The 17,947-nt window shown below is 72.9% G+C and carries 17 protein-coding genes; 13 read left to right on the forward strand and 4 right to left on the reverse strand.

Features of this window, described 5'->3' with window-relative positions:
• Nucleotides 1–42: 42 nt before the first annotated feature.
• The 6 genes from ribH (at nt 43) to J7I94_RS17120 (ending at nt 5,003) form a co-directional block, all read left to right on the forward strand.
• Nucleotides 43–549 (forward strand): 6,7-dimethyl-8-ribityllumazine synthase, encoded by a 507-nt coding sequence (ribH, locus tag J7I94_RS17095; RefSeq protein WP_215167976.1) that lies wholly within the window; start codon nt 43–45, stop codon nt 547–549.
• A gap of 13 nt (nt 550–562) precedes the next feature.
• On the forward strand, nt 563–835 hold the full coding sequence (locus tag J7I94_RS17100) for a phosphoribosyl-ATP diphosphatase (protein WP_004990764.1): 273 nt from the start codon (nt 563–565) through the stop codon (nt 833–835).
• A 41-nt stretch (nt 836–876) separates the two neighbouring features.
• Nucleotides 877–1,725, forward strand: coding sequence for an ATP phosphoribosyltransferase (gene hisG, locus J7I94_RS17105; protein ID WP_215167977.1), 849 nt, complete (start codon nt 877–879; stop codon nt 1,723–1,725).
• A gap of 19 nt (nt 1,726–1,744) precedes the next feature.
• Nucleotides 1,745–2,227 (forward strand): PH domain-containing protein, encoded by a 483-nt coding sequence (locus J7I94_RS17110; protein ID WP_215167978.1) that lies wholly within the window; start codon nt 1,745–1,747, stop codon nt 2,225–2,227.
• Nucleotides 2,228–2,496: 269 nt separating this feature from the next.
• Complete coding sequence (locus J7I94_RS17115; protein ID WP_215167979.1) at nt 2,497–3,888, forward strand: hemolysin family protein; 1,392 nt, start codon at nt 2,497–2,499, stop codon at nt 3,886–3,888.
• Entirely contained in the window at nt 3,885–5,003 is a 1,119-nt protein-coding gene (locus J7I94_RS17120) for a hemolysin family protein (RefSeq protein ID WP_215167980.1), read from the forward strand. Before J7I94_RS17115 ends, J7I94_RS17120 begins: the two co-directional genes overlap by 4 nt.
• A 10-nt stretch (nt 5,004–5,013) precedes the next feature.
• Here J7I94_RS17120 and J7I94_RS17125 read toward each other — a convergent pair whose 3' ends face one another.
• Nucleotides 5,014–6,885, reverse strand: a complete 1,872-nt coding sequence (locus J7I94_RS17125; protein ID WP_215167981.1) for an AAA family ATPase — start codon at nt 6,883–6,885, stop codon at nt 5,014–5,016.
• Nucleotides 6,886–7,342: 457 nt separating this feature from the next.
• Nucleotides 7,343–7,951: a uridine kinase gene (locus tag J7I94_RS17130; protein WP_215168009.1), complete on the reverse strand. Its 609-nt coding sequence runs from the start codon at nt 7,949–7,951 to the stop codon at nt 7,343–7,345.
• Between the two features lie 209 nt (nt 7,952–8,160).
• Here J7I94_RS17130 and J7I94_RS17135 point away from each other — a divergent pair, with 209 nt between their 5' ends.
• From J7I94_RS17135 to J7I94_RS17145, 3 genes are all read left to right on the forward strand, one after another.
• Nucleotides 8,161–9,540 (forward strand): peptidase C39 family protein, encoded by a 1,380-nt coding sequence (locus tag J7I94_RS17135; RefSeq protein ID WP_215167982.1) that lies wholly within the window; start codon nt 8,161–8,163, stop codon nt 9,538–9,540.
• Nucleotides 9,541–9,683: 143 nt separating this feature from the next.
• Nucleotides 9,684–9,824 (forward strand): SCO1431 family membrane protein, encoded by a 141-nt coding sequence (locus J7I94_RS17140; RefSeq protein ID WP_215167983.1) that lies wholly within the window; start codon nt 9,684–9,686, stop codon nt 9,822–9,824.
• 64 nt (nt 9,825–9,888) lie between these two features.
• The gene (locus J7I94_RS17145; RefSeq protein WP_215167984.1) at nt 9,889–10,587 is read left to right on the forward strand and encodes a TetR/AcrR family transcriptional regulator; all 699 of its coding nucleotides are present in this window, start codon (nt 9,889–9,891) and stop codon (nt 10,585–10,587) included.
• 10 nt (nt 10,588–10,597) lie between these two features.
• Here the strand turns inward: J7I94_RS17145 and J7I94_RS17150 are convergent, their stop codons facing one another.
• The gene (locus J7I94_RS17150; RefSeq protein ID WP_215167985.1) at nt 10,598–11,827 is read right to left on the reverse strand and encodes a glycoside hydrolase family 18 protein; all 1,230 of its coding nucleotides are present in this window, start codon (nt 11,825–11,827) and stop codon (nt 10,598–10,600) included.
• Nucleotides 11,828–12,178: 351 nt separating this feature from the next.
• On the opposite strand from J7I94_RS17150, the gene J7I94_RS17155 reads away from it, so the two are divergent.
• Entirely contained in the window at nt 12,179–13,351 is a 1,173-nt protein-coding gene (locus tag J7I94_RS17155) for an acyl-CoA dehydrogenase family protein (protein WP_215167986.1), read from the forward strand.
• 374 nt (nt 13,352–13,725) lie between these two features.
• On the opposite strand, the gene J7I94_RS17160 is transcribed toward J7I94_RS17155, so the two are convergent.
• Entirely contained in the window at nt 13,726–14,163 is a 438-nt protein-coding gene (locus tag J7I94_RS17160; protein WP_215167987.1) for a hypothetical protein, read from the reverse strand.
• Between the two features lie 225 nt (nt 14,164–14,388).
• Here J7I94_RS17160 and J7I94_RS17165 point away from each other — a divergent pair, with 225 nt between their 5' ends.
• The 3 genes from J7I94_RS17165 to J7I94_RS17175 all read left to right on the forward strand — a co-directional run bounded on the left by J7I94_RS17165 (nt 14,389) and on the right by J7I94_RS17175 (nt 17,908).
• Complete coding sequence (locus J7I94_RS17165) at nt 14,389–14,829, forward strand: Lrp/AsnC family transcriptional regulator (protein WP_004002750.1); 441 nt, start codon at nt 14,389–14,391, stop codon at nt 14,827–14,829.
• Between the two features lie 47 nt (nt 14,830–14,876).
• Nucleotides 14,877–16,481: an amidohydrolase gene (locus J7I94_RS17170; protein ID WP_215167988.1), complete on the forward strand. Its 1,605-nt coding sequence runs from the start codon at nt 14,877–14,879 to the stop codon at nt 16,479–16,481.
• A 566-nt stretch (nt 16,482–17,047) separates the two neighbouring features.
• The gene (locus J7I94_RS17175; RefSeq protein ID WP_215167989.1) at nt 17,048–17,908 is read left to right on the forward strand and encodes a polyprenol monophosphomannose synthase; all 861 of its coding nucleotides are present in this window, start codon (nt 17,048–17,050) and stop codon (nt 17,906–17,908) included.
• Nucleotides 17,909–17,947 lie beyond the last annotated feature (39 nt).

Below are 17,947 nucleotides of genomic sequence, written 5' to 3' on the forward strand. Positions count from 1 at the left end.
AAAGCACAGCGACAAAGCACCACAGACACACCGAGGAGAGACGTGAGCGGCAAGGGCGCACCGGACCTGTCCGTACGCAATGTGGGTGACCTGCGGGTCGCCGTCATCGCGGCGCAGTGGCACGAGAAGGTGATGGACGGCCTGGTGGACGGCGCGCTGCGCGCCCTGCACGAGCTGGGCATCAGCGAGCCGACCCTGCTCAGGGTCCCCGGCAGCTGGGAACTGCCGGTGGTCGCCAAGGGCCTCGCCGAGCGCGGCTACGACGCGATCGTCGCCCTCGGTGTCGTCATCCGCGGCGGCACCCCGCACTTCGAGTACGTCTGCCAGGGCGTCACCCAGGGCCTCACCCAGGTCTCCGTCGACACCGGCGTCCCCGTCGGCTTCGGCGTCCTGACCTGCGACACCGAGGAACAGGCCCTGGACCGGGCCGGTATCGAGGGCTCCAGCGAGGACAAGGGCCACGAGGCGGTGACGGCGGCGGTGGCGACGGCGGCGACGCTGCGTTCCGTATCCGAACCCTGGCGCCAGGGCGGTCCGCACAACCCGTAGAGTGGACGCCACCATGTCCAAGAAGACGTTCGAGGAGCTGTTCACCGAGCTCCAGCACAAGGCCGCCCACGGCGACCCCGCCACCTCCCGCACCGCCGAGCTGGTCGACAAGGGCGTCCATGCCATCGGCAAGAAGGTCGTCGAGGAGGCCGCCGAGGTCTGGATGGCCGCCGAGTACGAGGGCAAGGAAGCGGCCGCCGAGGAGATCTCCCAGCTGCTGTACCACGTCCAGGTGATGATGGTCGCCCGCGGCATCTCCCTGGACGACGTCTACGCCCACCTGTGAACCGACCCACCACCCCCCGTTGAGCAAAGGAAGCCGACCTCATGCTGCGCATCGCCGTCCCCAACAAGGGTTCCCTCTCCGGCCCTGCGGCGGACATGCTCCATGAGGCCGGCTACCGGCAGCGCCGCGAGTCCAAGGAACTGCGCATCGTCGACCCGGGCAACGAGGTCGAGTTCTTCTACCTCCGCCCCCGCGACATCGCGATCTACGTCTCCTCCGGCCGGCTCGACATCGGCATCACCGGCCGCGACCTGCTGGTCGACTCCGGCGCCGACGCCGAGGAGATCCTCCCCCTCGGCTTCGCCCGCTCCACCTTCCGCTACGCCGGCAAGCCGGGCGCGGCCACCGGCGTCGAGGACCTCAAGGGCAAGACGGTCGCCACCTCCTACGAGGGCATCGTCGCCCGGCACCTCGCCGACAGCGGCGTCGACGCCTCCGTCGTCCACCTCGACGGTGCCGTCGAGACCGCGATCGAGCTGGGCGTCGCCGAGGTCATCGCGGACGTCGTCGAGACCGGCACCTCGCTGCGCAACGCCGGTCTGGAGGTCTTCGGTGAGCCGATCATGAAGTCCGAGGCGGTCGTCATCCGGCGCACCGGTGCCGACACCGAGGACGCCAAGGCCCAGCAGTTCCTGCGCCGCCTCCAGGGTGTCCTGGTGGCCCGGACGTACGTGATGATGGACTACGACTGCCGGGTCGAGCAGCTGGAGAAGGCCGTCGCGCTCACCCCGGGTCTGGAGTCCCCGACCATCTCCCCGCTGCACAACGAGGGCTGGGTCGCCGTCCGCGCGATGGTCCCCGCCCGGGACGCCCAGCGGATCATGGACGACCTGTACGAGATCGGCGCCCGGGCCATCCTCACCACGGCCATCCACGCCTGCCGCCTCTGACCACCTCCGGAGCGATCTCATGGCGGACGCCACCCCCGGGCGGACCACCGGCGGGCAGCCGGAGCTGCCCGCCCTGCCCGTCACCTTCCGGCCGGGCCGCACCCGCGCCGTCCTGCTCGCCGCCGCCGTCGTGCTGTTCGTGGTCCTCACGACCGTCGCGATGCTGCTGAAGGGCCTCGGTCCGGGCGAGCGCGCCAGCTTCGTACTGACCGCGCTGCTCCTGGACGCCGTGCTGCTGATCCTCGCCCGGCCCAAGGCCGTCGCCGAGGAGTCCGGCGTCACCGTCGTCAACCTCACCCGCCGGCGCCGACTGGACTGGGCGGAGATCGTCCGGGTCAACCTCCGTTCCGGCGACCCCTGGGTCTTCCTCGACCTGAGCGACGGCACCAGCCTGCCCGTGCTCGGCATCCAGCCCGGCATCGCCAAGCAGCGGGCCGTCGCCGACGCCCGTACCCTGCGGGCGCTCGCCGAGGCCCGCTCGACCGGCGGCCCGGGGGCGTGAGCCACCCGCTCCCGGGCGCCCCCGAGGTGCGCTCCGGAGCGTCCCGGGGGCGGATCGGGGACCGATCGGGGTCGTCCACCCTGCCGCACCCACCCCGTTCGTGATTAATCTGGAGGGCGGCGGCGCGACAGGAGCGCCTCCCTCCCTGTCGCTCCGCCCGGTGCACAGGGGTTCCTGCTACCCGAGGAGTGACTCCCTCCGGCGATGGACGGATCGTCCTGCAGTACCTGCGCCGCCCCCGGTCGTGACACGACACAGGCGGCGGCATCATGACCATCCCCCTGCTGCTCCTGGCAGCCGCTCTCCTGCTGATCCTCGCCAACGGATTCTTCGTGGCGGCCGAGTTCGGCCTGGTGACCGTCGAGCGCGCGGACGCCGAGCGGGCCGCCGCCGACGGTGACCGGCGGGCCCACCGCGTCGTCGAGTCCCTGAAGGAGCTGTCCTTCCAGCTCTCCGGCACCCAGCTCGGCATCACCATCACCTCCCTCGTCGTCGGCATGCTCGCCGAACCGGCGCTCGCCCAGCTCCTGGACGGCCCGTTCACCGCCCTCGGCATACCCGGGGGCGCGGTGCCCGGCGTGGCCGTCGTGGTCGGCATGCTGCTCGCCTCCGCCGTACAGATGGTGATCGGTGAGCTGGTGCCCAAGAACTGGGCGGTGTCCCGGCCGTTGCAGGTCGCCCGTTTCGTGGCCGGCCCGCAGCACGCCTTCGCCCGGCTGTTCCGCCCGGTGATCGCCGCGCTGAACACCGTGGCCAACCGGCTCGTGCGCACCCTCGGTGTCGAACCGGCCGAGGAACTGGCCTCCGCCCGCACCCCCGGCGAACTGGTCTCCCTGGCCCGCCACTCGGCGCGGGCCGGCGCCCTGGAACAGGACACCGCCGACCTGTTCGTGCGGACCCTGTCCCTGGGCGAGCTGACCGCCCAGCACGTCATGACCCCGCGCGTGAAGGTCAGCGCCCTGCACTCCTCGGCCACCGCCGAGGACGTGGTCAACCTGACCCGCGCCACCGGACTGTCCCGCTTCCCCGTCTACCGCCGGCGGATCGACGAGGTCGTCGGCATGGTCCACCTCAAGGACGCCCTCGCGGTGCGGGCCCACGAACGCCTGCGCACCCCCGTCGCGACCATCGCCCGCCCGGCGCTGCTGGTCCCCGAGACCCTGCCCGTACGGCCACTGCTGGCCCGGCTGCGCAGCGAGCAGCCCATCGCGGTCGTCGTCGACGAGTACGGCGGCACGGCCGGCGTCGTCACCCTGGAGGACATCGTCGAGGAGATCGTCGGCGAGGTCCGCGACGAGCACGACGGGCAGGACCTGCCCGAACTCGCCGCGGCCCCGCCCGAGGACGGCCGGCCCGCCTGGGACGCCGACGGCAGCTGCCGCGTCGACGTCCTGCGCCGCGTCGGCCTGGAGGTGCCCGAGGGGCCGTACGAGACCGTCGCCGGCCTCGTCGCGGACCTGCTCGGCCGCATCCCCGCCGTCGGCGACCGCGCGGAACTGCCCGGCTGGCGGCTGTCCGTGCGCCGGGTCGGGCACTACCGCGCCGAGCGGGTACGGCTCGTGCGCACGGCACCCGTCGCCGTACCGGCCGTTGAGACGGCGGAGACCGCGGAGACGGCGGAGACGGCGGAGACGGCGGAGACCGCGGAGGCCGTCCGATGAGCGTCCTCCAACTCCTGCTGGCGGCGCTGCTGGTGCTCGCCAACGGCTTCTTCGTGGGCGCCGAGTTCGCGTTGGTCTCGGTGCGCCGCAGCCAGATCGAACCGCTCGGCACCGCCCGCGCCCGCCAGGTGCTGCACGGCCTGGAACACCTGCCGCAGATGATGGCCGCCGCCCAGTTCGGCATCACCGTCTGCTCGCTCACCCTCGGTGCCGTCGCCGAACCGACCGTCGCCCACCTGCTGGAGCCGGTCTTCACCTGGATCCACCTCCCGCACGGCGTGATCCACCCGCTCGGGTACGTCATCGCGCTGGCCCTCGTGGTCTTCTGCCACCTGGTCATCGGCGAGATGGTCCCGAAGAACCTGGCGATGGCCGCACCCGAGAAGGCCGCGCTCTGGCTCAGCCCCGGCCTGGTCGCCTTCGCCCGGCTCTGCCGGCCGGTCACGGCCGCCCTCGGTGCCTGCGCCCAGGGCATCCTCAGGCTGTTCCGGGTCGAGCCCAAGGACGAGGTCGAGGCCGTCTTCACCAGCGAGCAGCTCAACCGGCTGGTCGAGGACGCGGGACAGGCCGGTCTCCTCGACCCCGAGGAGCAGGAGCGCCTGGAGGACGCCCTGGAGCTGGGCTCCCGCCCGGTGACGGACGTGCTCCTGAAGGGCGAGTCCTGGGTGACGGTCAGTCCGTCGGTCACCCCGGGCCGGATCGTCGAGCTGACCGCGCGCACCGGGTACTCCCGCTTCCCGGTCGCCGCCGAGAACGGCGCCTTCATGGGGTATCTGCACGTCAAGGACGTCCTGGACCTGGAGGACTCCGACCGGGCCGTGCCCCAGCAGGTCTGGCGTCCCATGACCACCCTGCGGCCCGAACTGCCGCTCGACGACGCGCTCACTGTGATGCGCCGGGCGGCCACCCACCTCGCCCAGGTGGTCGACACGGGCGGCCGGGTGCTCGGCCTGGTCGCCCTGGAGGACGTACTGGAACTGCTGGTCGGCGAGGTGCGGGACCCGGCGCACCGGGAGACGGCCGAGACGGCCGAGACGGCCGAGGCGGCCGATACGACCGATACGACGGTGGCCGAGCCGCGCACCAGCGGGTCCCCCGAGGAGGTGCTCGCTTGAGTCATGCGCGTCACAGCGCCGACGGGTCCTGCGGCCCGCGCCCGGAGAGCACCTCCCCGTACGCCTGCATCAGGTCCGGCAGCCGCAGCGTCGCCAGGTCCTCGCGGGTGAGCGCGCCGGGATAGGCGGACAGCCGCAGATCCCGGTACGCGCAGCTCTTCTCGTAGAGCGTCCGCAGGAACCGCCCGTTGCCCAGCTCGTCGATCCACCCCTGCTCGACGACGTGCCCGGCGATCGAGCGCAGCTCGTCGAGCGCCTCCTCGTCCCACAGGTCGCCGTTCTCGGCGGCCAGCACCTCGCCGATCGCGGTCAGCTCGGAGGGGCGGTAGGACGGGAAGTCCACACGGGTGGTGAACCGGGAGGAGAGCCCCGGGTTGGCGGCGAGCAGGCGGTCCATGCCCTCCGGGTAGCCGGCCAGGATCACCACGAGGTGGTCGCGGTTGTCCTCGGCCCGCTTCAGCAGCACCTGGAGGGCCTCGTCGCCGTACGCGTCACCCTTGCCGTAGCCGGAGTTGGACAAGGCGTACGCCTCGTCGACGAAGAGGACTCCGCCGAGCGCGGAGTCGATCAGCTCGTTGGCCTTCACGGCGGTCTGCCCGAGGTACTCGCCGACCAGGTCGGCCCGCTGCGCCTCCACCAGGTGGTCGCCGCCGAGCAGTCCGAGGGCGTAGAAGACGCGGCCCAGGATGCGGGCCACGGTGGTCTTGCCGGTGCCGGAGGGGCCGGAGAAGACGAAGTGCCGTTTCGGCGGCTGGACCGGCAGGCCCTGTCCGGCCCGCAGCCGCGCCATGTTCAGCTGTGCCGACAACGCCTTGACCTGCCGCTTCACCGGTTCCAGGCCCACCATCCGCTCCAGCTCGGCGAGCGCCTGCTCCAGTAAACGCGGATCGGTGGGACCGGTGGGCAGGGACGGGTCGGGCGCCGCGGTCTTGTGCCGCACCGAGGGGTCGGCCGCCGCGGGCGGGGGAGAGGCGGGCGGTCCGAAGGCGGACAGTTTCAGATCCCGTTCCTCGGTGCCGAACAGCGGATCGAGGCTGTCGGGGCCATCGATCCCGTCCACGGAGTCCTGCCCGGCGCCGGACAGGGTCAGCGCCGCCATGTCCCCGGTGTCCTCGTACTCGTCGCCCTCGGCGATCGCCGCCAGCCGCGCCGAGGTGTCCATGAACCCGGGGTCGACCCGGTGCACCGCGCGGTACAGCGGCAGGGCGGCGGCGCTGCGGCCGGTGCCCTCGCGGGAGCGGGCCAGCCAGTAGCGCAGCTCCTTGCGCTGCGGCTGCTCGCTGCGGCACCGCATCAGCGCCCCGGCCAGCAGCGGCTCGGCCTGCCCGTACATCTCCAGGCGGACCCGGGCCATGCCGCCGAACAGACCCGCCTCGATGCCCAGCAGCGGGTCGCCGAGCAGCGGATCGGTGTGCCGGACGAGCTGCTCCCAGTCCTTGACGAGATAGGCCCGGCAGGCGTGCAGGAAACGGACGTGGTGGTCGGTGTCCACCGGCGGCAGCCCGGCCAGCGCCCGGTCCAGCTCCGGGACGTGGCGGCCGTCCAGCCAGTGCGAGGCGTGCGCGAGCAGCAGGTCGCGCGGGCTCTCCAGCACAGGCTGCACCCACCAGCCCAGCCAGTACCAGGAGTTGAGCGTACGGCCGTGGCGGGCGCGCTGCTCGCCGAACCGGTCCCGGTGCCGGAACATCCTGAGCAGCGCGGCCGTCGTGTCGACGCGCAGCGCGTGCAGCCCGAGCCATCCGTCGGCCATGCCCGGATCGATCCGCACCGCGGTCCGGAACTCCTCCTCCGCCTGCGGATAGGCGCCCATCGTGTAGGCGTCCACGCCTCGCAGCCAGGCGAGGTCGGCCGGGGCCGGCGGGCCCTGCGTGCCGAAGTCCATCACGTCCCCCACAAACCGTGCCCCCGTCGGTATGCCACCAGGCCGTGGCCCGCCTTGCTCCGACCGCTGAACCGCTGTGCCCCGGAACGGAGTTGCCAGGTGCCCGGGGCAGTCGTCCGCGGGCCGCACCGAGGGCATCGTACCTGCGGGGGTCTTCCCTCCGAAGAGGGCCGTGACATGCGGTTGCGCGGGGTGGGAGCAGACGGGGCGCAGGGGAGCGCGGTAACCGAGGGTAAGCGGTCGGCGTCGCCGGACACTCCGAAAAGGGGTGATGTAGACAGAACGAAGCCCCCGATCACGGGGGAACAACCGGGGGCTTCGTGTCTGTCGGCGACCCCGAAAGGCCGCACATTGAGAACGTAAGACCTGTACGGCCCTTGGGTCAAGCCGAGTTGGGGCTTCCCGGGAACTTGCCAGGTAGGCGTCTTCACGAGTTCGACACAACGGCGGCGACCGGTCACTCCGCGTGAGGGTCCGGCCCCTGCGGCCCCGTCCCGGCAGGCCCGGCGAGCACCTCGTACCCCTCTTGCTCCTTTTGTCCCGAACGCACCAGGAGGTTGGCATGGGGGCGCGAAGGGTCACGGCGGAAGTGCTCGCGCTCGGCCGGGACCCACCCGTCCCAGAACTCCCGCTGCTCCTCGCCGTCGCGGGCCCGCCCCCTCGCCCATGCCTCCTCGGGCGGCAGCTCCAGCCACAGCAGCGCGGCCAGCCAGGGGCGCAGCGCCCGACGGCCCGCGCCCACCCCTTCCATCAGGACCACCGGGGCCGGCGGCAGCGCGCGGGGCGGGCCGAAGCGCCGGGCGCGCCAGTCGTAGGGGGTGTAGCGGGCGGTCCCGCCCCGGCTGAACGGCTCGATCACCTGCTCGAGGAGCCGGCCGGTCCAGTCGAACAGTTCCTCGTGGCTGGCGATGTCGTCGAGGTGCAGCACGGGCGCGCCGCCGAGCGCCCGTGCCAGCCGCCCGGCGAACGTGGACTTCCCGGAGCCCGCGTGCCCGTCGACACCGATCAGACGGACCGGGCCGCAGGACGGGGGCAGCCGTCGGAGGCGGGAGGCTAGTGCGTGGATGACGGGTCCTGGGTGGTGTGGGCGGCGGTCGGTCGCGCAGCACTCTAACCGCCACCGTCCCGCACCCTCCGGGGCGCCCGTGGCGAAGGGCGGTACGCACGGGCGTGGCGTGGGCGAAACGCTGGCAGCGGCGGGCGGCGGCGGGCCATAGTGGGCGCACAACCGTGCAAGGACCTGCCCCGACTCGGACACCTGGGGGTCTTCCGCCCATGAGCAGAGCCGAACAGCCGTCCCGCAGAGCCGTCCTGGCCGTCGCGGTCGCCGCCGCGGTAGCGGGCACCGCCAGCACTTCGGCCGCGGCGGTCCCGGCCCCCGCCGACCCCGCGGCCGGCGCGGACACCGGTGGGTCGGACACCGCCCGCCGCGTCGACCACCGTTCCTGGACCACGTACCGCGACTGGCGCGGCGGAACCGCGCGGGGTACCCGTGCCGTCGCGGGCGACCGCCCTGGCCTCGTGCTCGGCACCCCCGCCGGGATCGTGTCCTATACCGACCCGCACACCGGCCGGAGTGCCGACTGGGAGTACGCGACCTGGACCTCGCCCGTCCACCGGCTCGCCGTGCCCGCGACGGAGGCCGTCGTGTCCTGGAACGCCCACACCCCGGACGGCACCTGGCTCCAGGCCGAACTGCAGGGCACCTACTCCGACGGCACGGACACCCCCTGGTACGTGATGGGCCGCTGGGCCGCGGGCGACCAGGACATCCGGCGCACCTCGGTGGACGACCAGAGCGACGGCAGGAGCAGCGTCTGGACGGACACCTTCGCCGTCGACGACGCCTCGACGGGCCTGCGCCTGGCCTCCTGCCGGCTCCGCCTGACGCTGTACCGCCGGCCCGGCACGCGCACCACCCCCACCGTCCGGCGGCTCGACGCGATGGGCTCGGACATCCCCGACCGCTTCACCGTCCCCGCCTCCGTACCGGGTCTCGCCCGGGAACTGGCGGTCCCGCGTTACTCGCAGGAGATCCACAAGGGGCAGTACCCCGAGTACGACAACGGCGGCGAGGCCTGGTGCAGCCCCACCTCCTCCCAGATGGTCATCGAGTACTGGGGCGGCCGGCTCACCGAGGAGCAACTGGCCTGGGTCGACCCCTCGTACGCCGACCCCCAGGTGTGCCACGCGGCCCGCCACACCTTCGACCACCAGTACGCCGGCTGCGGCAACTGGCCGTTCAACGCCGCCTACGCGGCCACCTTCGACGGCCTCCAGGGCGTGGTCACCCGCCTCGGTTCGCTCACCGACCTGGAGAAGCTGATCGCGGCCGGCATCCCGGTCATCACGTCCCAGTCGTTCCTGGCCGAGGAGCTGACCGGCGCCGGCTACGGCACCGCCGGGCACCTGATGACGGTGATCGGCTTCACCGCCGACGGCGACGTGATCGCCAACGACCCCGCCTCCGAGAGCAACGAGGCGGTGCGGCGCGTCTACCGGCGGCGCGAGTGGGAGAACATCTGGCTCAGGACCAAGCGGTACAACGCCTCCGGCAACGTCGCCTCGGGCACCGGCGGCGTCTGCTACCTGTTCTTCCCGGCCCGCCCGACCCCGCACCAGCGCGCGGCGCTCGCGGCGGTGGGCGTGCGCTGAGGCCGCCCGGCGACGGTCCCCGGCCGCGCGGGCCGGGGACCGCCCTGTGACCGACATCTCTGCCGCGACGGCGCTTTTCGGTGGCAAGGTGGACGGATCGGTGGGGGGAAGCCATCCGGTACGTCCGACCTCTGCGAGAAGCCATGACCGCACACAGCGCCACTGCCACCCGCGTCCGCACCGGCGGCCCCCGGGAAGACGGCCCCCAGATCCTTGAGCACGTCATGGGCTGGACCCTCGTCGTGGTCGTCGCCATGCTCGTGGTCCAGCTCGGCCTGCTGTGACCTGACCCACGTCCCGGCTGCCATACTGCCAAGGTCCGCAGCCCGCCGCAGACCAGGGTCGATCTTGGATACCAGCCAGCAGAGCGCCGAACCGCCCACCACGGCTCCGCGAGCCGGACACGCCCCGCCCCGGGCCCGCGGCACCGAGCGCTCGCTGGCCCGCCGCGGCGAACTCATCGCCATCGGCCGGAGCCTGTTCGCCGACACCCCCTACGACGCGCTCTCGATGGACGACATCGCCCGCGAGGCCCGCGTCGCCAAAGGGCTGATCTACTACTACTTCCGCTCCAAGCGCGGCTACTACCTGGCGATCGTCCAGGACTCGGCCGCCGACCTGGTGACCTTCGCCGCCGGCGGCCTCGACCTCGAGCCGGTGGACCGGGTGCACCGCACCGTCGACGGCTATCTGCGCTACGCCGAGCACAACCAGGCCGCGTACCGCACCATCGTCTCCGGCGGCGTCGGCTTCGACGCCGAGGTGCACGCCGTCCGGGACCAGGTGCGCGAGGCGATCGTCACCACCCTCGCCGAGGGCGCCTACGGCCGCGCCGGCATCTCGCCGCCGGCCCGCATGGGCCTGCTCGCCTGGGTCTGCGGCGTGGAGGGCGCCACCCTGGACTGGATCGGCCGCCCCGAACTGTCCCGCGAGACCATGTGCGCCCTGCTGGTGAAGACCCTCGGCGGCGCCCTGCGCGCCATCGAGGAGGTGGACCCGGCCCATCCGGCACCGGAGCCCGCCCGCCGCGACGGACGGGCTCCCTGAGGCACGAGGGTCAGCTGATCGCGTTGATCAGCTCACCGTCCGCCGTGTCACCGCTCAGCTCCCAGAAGAACGTGCCGCCCAGGCCCTCCTGGTCCTTGTACGCCATCTTGCCCGCGACGGTCGCCGGGGTGTCGTAGCTCCACCAGTCGTCGCCGCACTTGGCGTACGCCGTGCCGCCCACGGTGCCGGTCGCCGGGCACTTCTCCCTCAGCACCTTGTAGTCCTCGATGCCCTGCTCGTACGTCCCCGCCGCCGGGCCGGTCCCGCTGCCGCCCGGAGCCTCCTGGGTGACGCCGGTCCAGCCGCGTCCGTAGAAGCCGATGCCGAGCAGCAGCTTGTCGGACGGGATGCCGAGGCCCTTGAGCTTCGCGATCGTCGCCGAGGTGTGGAAGTCCGCCTTCGGGATGCCGTCGTAGGAGGCCAGCGGCGAGTGCGGGGCGGTCGGACCGGTGGCGTCCCAGGCGCCGAAGAAGTCGTACGTCATCGGGTTGTACCAGTCGACGTACTGCGCCGCGCCCGCGTAGTCGGCCGCGGCGATCCGGCCGCCGGACGTCGCGTCGGCGGTGATCGCCGCGGTGACCAGGTACTCGCCGCCGAACTTCGCGCGCAGCGCGGCCATCAGCTCCCCGAACGCCTCCCGGCCGCTGGTGTCGCAGGTCAGACCGCAGGCGTTGGGGTACTCCCAGTCGATGTCGATGCCGTCGAAGACATCCGCCCATTTCGAGTTCTCGACCAGGTCGTAGCAGGACTGGGCGAACGCGGCCGGGTCCTTCGCCGCCTCGGCGAAGCCGCCGGACCAGGTCCAGCCGCCGAAGGACCACAGGACCTTGAGGTCCGGGTGCTTCTCCTTCAGCTTCAGCAACTGGTTGAAGTTGCCCTTCAGCGGCTGGTCCCAGGTGTCGGCGACCCCGTCGACCGACTCGTCCGCCGTGTACGCCCGGTCGGTCGCCGCGTAGGAGTCGCCCAGGGCGCACTTGCCGCCGGTGACGTTGCCGAAGGCGTAGTTGATGTGGGTGAGCTTCTCGGCCGAGCCGGAGGTCTCGATGTTCTTGACGTAGTACTTCCGGTCGTAGGTGCCCCATTCGGTGAAGTAGCCGATGGCCTTGGAGCCCGCGGCGGCCCGCTCGGCCGTGGGGGCGGCGCTCGCGGTGCCCGCGCCGGCCAGCAGACCGGCGCCGAGCGCGGCGGTACAGAGCGCGGAGACGACTCTCCTCAGGCGGGGGTGGTTCGGGAAGTGCATCGGGTTGGCTCCTCGTGGGGGGAAGAGGGAACGCGCCGATTGGCATGAACGCGGTAACGCGTTGGGCGGTCACAGTAGGAGGACTAGACCAGTCCGGTCAATGGTTCGGACCATTTCCCGAACGGGTGCGTTCCGTTTGCGGTCCCCGGAAGGCGGCCTCAGCATTTCTTGAAGTGAGCGGTCGTTAACTGGTGACTGACCGCTGCGGATCGGGCATACTCACCGCAGAGTCGCTGGTCAGCGGCTTCCGAGACCCGGAAGTGCGCGCTCTGGCCACGGCCGACCGACCCGGCGAGCCGCCCACCCACGGCGCCGCCCGCCGGTGCGCCCCACAGGGAGGAGAGCGTCGCCATGCACGACCGCGCCCCGCAGCCGGTGGAACGTCACCTGCCCACGGACGAGGCCCGGGACCTGATCTCGCTCGTCCGTGACATCGCCCAGCGCGAGATCGCGCCGAAGGCGGCCGAGGAGGAGGACGCCGGACGCTTCCCGCGCGAGGTCTTCACCCTGCTCTCCGCCTCCGGTCTGCTCGGCCTGCCGTACGACGCCGAACACGGCGGCGGCGACCAGCCGTACGAGGTCTACCTCCAGGTCCTGGAGGAACTCGCCGCCGCCCGGCTCACCGTCGGCCTCGGCGTCAGCGTCCACACCCTCGCCTGCTACGCGCTGGCCGCCCACGGCACCAAGGAGCAGCGCGTCGAGCACCTGCCCGCGATGCTCGGCGGCGGCCTGCTCGGCGCCTACTGCCTCTCCGAGCCGTCCGCCGGCTCGGACGCCGCCTCGCTGCGCACCCGCGCCGTGCGCGACGGCGACGACTGGCTGATCACCGGCACCAAGGCGTGGATCACCCACGGCGGTGCCGCCGACTTCTACACCGTCATGGCGCGCACGGGGGAGGAGGGCCCGCGCGGCATCACCGCCTTCCTGGTTCCCGGGGACGCCGAGGGGCTGAGCGCGGCGGTGCCCGAGAGGAAGATGGGGCTCAAGGGCTCGCCCACCGCGCAGGTCCACTTCGACGGCGTACGCGTGCCGGACGCGCGGCGGATCGGGGAGCCGGGCCAGGGCTTCTCGATCGCCCTGTCCGCGCTCGACTCGGGGCGCCTCGGCATCGCAGCCTGCGCGATCGGGGTGGCACAGGCGGCGCTCGACGAGGCCGTGCGCTACGCCACCGAGCGCCGGCAGTTCGGCAGGCCGATCGCCGACTTCCAGGGGCTGCGCTTCATGCTCGCCGACATGGCGACCCAGATCGAGGCCGGCCGCGCCCTGTACCTGGCGGCGGCCCGGCTGCGCGACGCGGGACGGCCGTTCGCCCGGCAGTCGGCGATGGCCAAGCTGCACTGCACCGACACGGCGATGCGGGTGACCACCGACGCCGTGCAGATCCTCGGCGGCTACGGCTACACCGCGGACTTCCCGGCCGAGCGGTACATGCGCGAGGCGAAGGTCCTGCAGATCGTCGAGGGCACCAATCAGATCCAGCGGATGGTCATCGCCCGCCATCTCGCGGGGCCGGAGGAGCGCTGAGGTCGCCGGGTCCGCCCGGGGGCGCCGCGAGCTCGGCCCACTCGGGGTCGTGGCGCCCGGGCAGAGTGCGGCCGCGGTCGGCCCAGGTCCGCATCAGCTCGCGGTAGATCGGCGGGTCCGGGGGCTGGGGCGCCGGCGGAAGCACTCCGGCGGGCACCGGGACGAACACGCGCCGCCGGCGCCCGGTCGCCGTGAACGTGGGGGTCATACCAGGGCAACGTGCGAAACGCCGGACAGGTCACCGGCGCGTGGAATCGCGCGTGAGTTCACCGGGGTCCGGGCGCGCGCCCCCGGTGACGGTGTCGCGGAGGTCCGGCGGCCGGGCAGGGGGACCGGCCGGCCGCGTCCTCGGCCGGCCGAAGGCCGCGCGCGGCTCAGGCGGCGTCGCGCCGCATCACCGGCACGCGCATCGGGCGCGAACCCGGGCCGCCGACGTGGGAGAAGGGCTGCATCCGCCAGTCCAGGCCCTGAGGAAGCGTCAACAGCAGGGCGGTGTCCTGCTCCTGGGGCCGGAAGGACTCGTCCGCGGGGCGGGCGTCGGTCGCCCGGCGGCCGGTGCCGGCGCAGACCGTGAGCCCGAACGGGTTCCACGGCGAGGCGCACAGCGCGTGCTCCGGCAGGACCTCCTCGTCCGCCAGCAGGGCGATGGGCTGCGCGCAGTCCGGGCAGATCACCCGGTACATCTCGAAGGTGTCGTAGGCGTCGAGTTCGTCCTCGTCGAAGGCGTCGGGTTCGACACCCTCCGGCGTGGGCTCGACGGCCGGCTGCTGCCGCTTGGGCGTGGTACGACCAGGGCGCTGAAGACTCTGCATGGGATTCTCCCCCTCGGGCTGGGCCGTGAAGGCACTGCGGCCTCGACCACAGCAAGCACTTCCCGTCACCCATCGGCGGTAATCACGAGAACATCACGGAGACTGTTCGGGGCCTGTGGCGTTCGTCACATGCCGCCCGCAGGTGCCCTGCGCCCCCGCGCACCGGGCGGGGCCCGGGGCATTCAGGTGTCCGGGGAGGTCAAGCGCACTGTAGGTTCTTGCGCCATGGAGGAGCTGGACCGACAGATCGTGCAGCTGCTCGTCAAGGACGGGCGGATGAGCTACACCGACCTGGGCAAGGCCACGGGCCTGTCCACGTCGGCCGTGCACCAGCGGGTGCGGCGGCTGGAGCAGCGTGGCGTCATCCGCGGGTACGCCGCGGTCGTCGACCCGGAGGCCGTCGGGCTGCCGATGACCGCTTTCATCTCGGTGAAACCGTTCGACCCCAGCGCCCCCGACGACATCGCGGACCGGCTGGCCGGCGTCCCCGAGATCGAGGCGTGCCACAGCGTGGCCGGCGACGAGAACTACATCCTCAAGGTGCGCGTCGCCACCCCGCACGAACTGGAGGAACTCCTCGCCCGGCTGCGCTCCCTGGCCGGGGTGTCCACGCGCACGACGGTGGTGCTGTCCACCCCGTACGAGGCGCGGCCGCCGCGGATCTGACGGACCTGTGTGCGGGGTGACCCCGGCGAGGGGCGAGACTGGTGTCCATGAGTGAGTCCAGTGCCCCGACCGAGACCGTCCTGCTGCGCCGCGGAGAGGTCCACAGTCCCGCCGACCCCTTCGCCACCGCCATGGTCGTCGAACGCGGCCAGGTCGCCTGGGTCGGCTCCGAGGGGGCCGCGGACGCCTTCGCCGACGGCGTGGACGAGGTCGTCGACCTGGACGGCGCGCTGGTCACCCCGGCGTTCACCGACGCACATGTGCACACGACCACCACCGGCCTGGCCCTCACCGGCCTCGACCTGTCCGACGCGCCCTCCCTGCCGGCGGCCCTCGCCCGGGTACGGGAGTTCGCCGCCGCCCGCCCCGGCGACCGCGTCCTGCTCGGTCACGGCTGGGACTCGGCCGCCTGGCCCGAGGGACGCCCGCCGACCCGCGCCGAACTGGACGAGGCCACCGGCGGCCGTCCCCTCTACCTCAGCCGCATCGACGTCCACTCGGCCGTCGTCACCACCGCTCTGCTCGACCTGACGCCGGGCGCCCCCGGCCGGGCGGACGCCCCCCTGACCGGCGACGCCCATCACGCCGTACGCGCCACGGCCCTCGGTGCCGTCACCCCGGCCCAGCGCGCCGACGCCCAGCGCGCCGCCCTCGCCCACGCCGCCTCGCTCGGCATCGGAACCGTTCACGAATGCGCAGGCCCGGAGATCTCCTCGGAGGACGACCTGACCGGCCTGCTGCGGCTGGCGGCCGAGGGGGACGGCCCCCGGGTGGTCGGCTACTGGGCCGAACAGGATGTCGACAAAGCGAGGGAGCTGGGCGCGGCCGGCGCCGCGGGCGACCTCTTCGTCGACGGCTCCCTCGGCTCCCACACCGCCTGCCTGCACCACCCGTACACCGACGCGGACCACACCGGCCTCGCCCACCTCGACGCCGACGCGGTCGCCTCGCACGTCGTGGCCTGCACCGAGGCCGGGATCCAGGCGGGCTTCCACGCCATCGGCGACGCCGCCCTCACCGCGGTCGTCGAGGGCGTGCGCGCCGCCGCCGAGAAGCTGGGCCTCGCCCGTGTCCGCGCCGCCCGCCATCGCGTCGAGCACGCCGAGATGCTCACCCCCGAGACCATCGCCGCCTTCGCCGAACTCGGCCTGACCGCCTCCGTGCAGCCCGCCTTCGACGCGCTGTGGGGCGGCACGGACGGCATGTACGCCCGCCGCCTGGGCGCCGACCGGGCCCGCACCCTGAACCCCTTCGCGGCCCTGCTGCGCGCCGGTGTCCCGCTCGCCTTCGGCTCCGACAGCCCCGTCACCCCCCTCGACCCCTGGGGCACCGTCCGGGCCGCCGCCTTCCACCGCACGCCGGAGCACCGGATCTCGGTGCGCGCCGCGTTCACCGCACACACGCGCGGCGGCTGGCGGGCGGTCGGCCGGGACGACGCGGGCGTCCTGGTCCCCGGCGCACCCGCCGACTACGCCGTCTGGCGCACCGGCGACCTGGTGGTCCAGGCCCCCGACGACCGGGTCGCCCGCTGGTCGACCGACCCGCGCTCCGGCACCCCCGGCCTGCCCGACCTCACCCCGGGCCGCGACCTGCCCGTCTGTCTGCGCACCGTCGTCGGCGGACGGACGGTCTTCGTACGGCCGGGCGAGTGAGCCCCGCCCCCGACGGGGCGACGATCTTTCCTCCGTCCCTGTGTCGCACCGCCCGGCCCGCCTCGCCGCTGACCAGGGCATTGATCCGATCACCGCAGGTCAAACGGCTGTTGACAGCCGACGGAGCCGGGCCGGTAGGTTCGGCGGAGTCCACCACCGGACGCCCGACCGGGGAACTACCGCGCACACGCCGCGGCGCCGCTGGGTCAGGGACGGTGTGCCGCACCGGCGCACCGCCACTGTGAGCCAGGCCCAGCACTCGCGCCAGGCGAGGGAACGTTCCGGCCGGTCGGGAGGTGTGACCCGGGTGGGGCCCGGGCGCTCAGTAGACAACGGCTCTAGGTCGATCCGCAGCCAGCGGGTCCCGGGTCGGCCCGAAGGGCGCCGGGCCCCCATCCGCAGTCGAGCCCCGCGGAGTCCTGCGGACTTCCGCCGGGTCCTGCCCCAGAAGACCGATTACTACCCAGGTCTTGTGGAAACGACACCACCATACGAACGTCCTGTCACGTCATCGCAGGCCCCGGCCACTATGGTGGTGCTCTGCGTACGGACTCGGAGGGGCAGCAGTGAACGACGGTGACGGGACGCGAGCGGCAGCGGGCCAGAAGAGAAGGTTCGGCCCCCTCGGCACGCCCCTGGTGATCATCCCGACCTACAACGAGTCGGAGAACATCAAGGCGATCGTCGCCCGCGTGCGCGAGGCGGTCCCCGAGGCGCACGTCCTGGTGGCCGACGACAACAGCCCTGACGGCACCGGCAAGCTCGCCGACGAACTCGCCGTCACCGACGACCACGTCCACGTCCTGCACCGCAAGGGCAAGGAGGGCCTGGGCGCCGCCTACCTAGCCGGGTTCCGCTGGGGGCTGGAGCGCGACTACGGCGTCCTGATCGAGATGGACGCCGACGGCTCCCACCAGCCCGAGGAACTGCCGAGGCTGCTGACCGCGCTGAAGGGGGCCGATCTGGTCCTCGGCTCCCGCTGGGTGCCGGGCGGCCGGGTGGTGAACTGGCCCAAGTCCCGCGAGGTCATCTCGCGCGGCGGCAGCCTCTACTCGCGCCTCGCGCTGGACCTGCCGCTGCGCGACATCACGGGCGGCTACCGGGCCTTCCGGCGGGAGACCCTGGAAGGCCTCGGCCTGGGGGACGTGTCCTCGCAGGGCTACTGCTTCCAGGTCGACCTGGCCCGCCGCGCGGTCAAGGCCGGCTACCACGTGGTCGAGGTGCCGATCACCTTCGTCGAGCGCGAGCTGGGCGACTCCAAGATGAGCAAGGACATCCTCGTCGAGGCGCTCTGGCGGGTCACCGCCTGGGGCGTCGGGGAGCGGGTCGGCAAGATCATGGATCGCGACAGGCCGGACCGCGACAGGCCGGACCGGGACAAGGCGGACCGGGACACGGCGGACCGGCCGTCCTCCCGGACCCCGTGACCGGGCCCTTATCCCGCGCTGAGCCGGGTCCGGGCACAC

Source organism: Streptomyces sp. ISL-12 (assembly GCF_018614415.1).
In the GTDB taxonomy this organism is placed as follows: Bacteria; Actinomycetota; Actinomycetes; order Streptomycetales; family Streptomycetaceae; genus Streptomyces.

What these genes read in the sequence shown, in the direction of transcription:
- J7I94_RS17125 (WP_215167981.1), bottom strand. Translation starts at nt 6,885, where the DNA reads ATGGACTTCGGCACGCAGGGCCCGCCGGCCCCGGCCGACCTCGCCTGG.
- J7I94_RS17135 (WP_215167982.1), top strand. Translation starts at nt 8,161, where the DNA reads ATGAGCAGAGCCGAACAGCCGTCCCGCAGAGCCGTCCTGGCCGTCGCG.
- J7I94_RS17155 (WP_215167986.1), top strand. Translation starts at nt 12,179, where the DNA reads ATGCACGACCGCGCCCCGCAGCCGGTGGAACGTCACCTGCCCACGGAC.
- J7I94_RS17165 (WP_004002750.1), top strand. Translation starts at nt 14,389, where the DNA reads ATGGAGGAGCTGGACCGACAGATCGTGCAGCTGCTCGTCAAGGACGGG.
- J7I94_RS17120 (WP_215167980.1), top strand. Translation starts at nt 3,885, where the DNA reads ATGAGCGTCCTCCAACTCCTGCTGGCGGCGCTGCTGGTGCTCGCCAAC.
- J7I94_RS17150 (WP_215167985.1), bottom strand. Translation starts at nt 11,827, where the DNA reads ATGCACTTCCCGAACCACCCCCGCCTGAGGAGAGTCGTCTCCGCGCTC.
- J7I94_RS17170 (WP_215167988.1), top strand. Translation starts at nt 14,877, where the DNA reads ATGAGTGAGTCCAGTGCCCCGACCGAGACCGTCCTGCTGCGCCGCGGA.
- J7I94_RS17160 (WP_215167987.1), bottom strand. Translation starts at nt 14,163, where the DNA reads ATGCAGAGTCTTCAGCGCCCTGGTCGTACCACGCCCAAGCGGCAGCAG.
- J7I94_RS17110 (WP_215167978.1), top strand. Translation starts at nt 1,745, where the DNA reads ATGGCGGACGCCACCCCCGGGCGGACCACCGGCGGGCAGCCGGAGCTG.
- J7I94_RS17115 (WP_215167979.1), top strand. Translation starts at nt 2,497, where the DNA reads ATGACCATCCCCCTGCTGCTCCTGGCAGCCGCTCTCCTGCTGATCCTC.
- hisG (WP_215167977.1), top strand. Translation starts at nt 877, where the DNA reads ATGCTGCGCATCGCCGTCCCCAACAAGGGTTCCCTCTCCGGCCCTGCG.
- J7I94_RS17100 (WP_004990764.1), top strand. Translation starts at nt 563, where the DNA reads ATGTCCAAGAAGACGTTCGAGGAGCTGTTCACCGAGCTCCAGCACAAG.
- J7I94_RS17140 (WP_215167983.1), top strand. Translation starts at nt 9,684, where the DNA reads ATGACCGCACACAGCGCCACTGCCACCCGCGTCCGCACCGGCGGCCCC.